Source organism: Microbacterium sp. P2_F9 (assembly GCF_056403635.1).
In genome coordinates, this window is sequence record NZ_JBFUFC010000421.1 from 1 (window position 1) to 689 (window position 689).

Here is a 689-nt window from a genome sequence, read left to right on the forward strand (position 1 = left end):
CACCTGGATGAGGCGGCCGTTGTGCGCGACCGCCTGGCTGAGCTTGCCCATCGCGATCTTGCCCTCGGGCACGAGCACCGCGGCGGTGATCCCGGCGTGCGCCGCGTACGCGGCCGCCGATGCCGAGGTGTTGCCGGTGGAGGCGCAGATGACCGCCTTCGCACCGTGCTCGACCGCGCGCGACAGGGCGACGGTCATGCCGCGGTCCTTGAACGACCCGGTCGGGTTCATCCCCTCGAACTTGACCCAGACGTCGGCACCGGTGCGGCGCGACAGCGCGGGTGCCGGCAGCAGCGGGGTGCCGCCTTCGCCGAGGGTAACGACGGTCGAGGCATCCGTGACGCCCAGACGGTCGGCGTACTCGCGCAGGACTCCGCGCCAGACGTGTGCCATGTCAGTCTCCTTCTACGCGCAGGACCGAGACGACGCGCTCCACGACGCCGCTCGCGGCGAGACGGTCGACCGTCTCGCTCAGGTCCTGCTCCCGTGCCTTGTGGGTTCCGATGACGAGGCGGGCCGTTCCGGAGCCCTCCTCACCGTCGCCGATGACGGTCTGCTCGAKGGTCGCGATCGACACGCGGCCCTCGCTGAGGGTGCCCGCGACGGTCGCCAGCACGCCCGGCCGGTCGTCGACCTCGAGCGTGATCTGGTAGCGCGTCGTGACGCGGCCGATCTCGACGATCGGCAGG

Annotated in this window: 2 protein-coding genes; both read right to left on the bottom strand. The window is 71.5% G+C overall.

What is annotated here, in order from left to right:
• Positions 1 to 393, bottom strand: a 393-nt coding sequence (locus AC1DVT_RS20515) for a pyridoxal-phosphate dependent enzyme (RefSeq protein ID WP_477391273.1), incomplete at its 3' end; no start/stop codon positions are given.
• A 1-nt stretch (position 394) separates the two neighbouring features.
• Positions 395 to 689, bottom strand: a 295-nt coding sequence (locus tag AC1DVT_RS20520) for an ACT domain-containing protein (RefSeq protein ID WP_477391275.1), incomplete at its 5' end; no start/stop codon positions are given.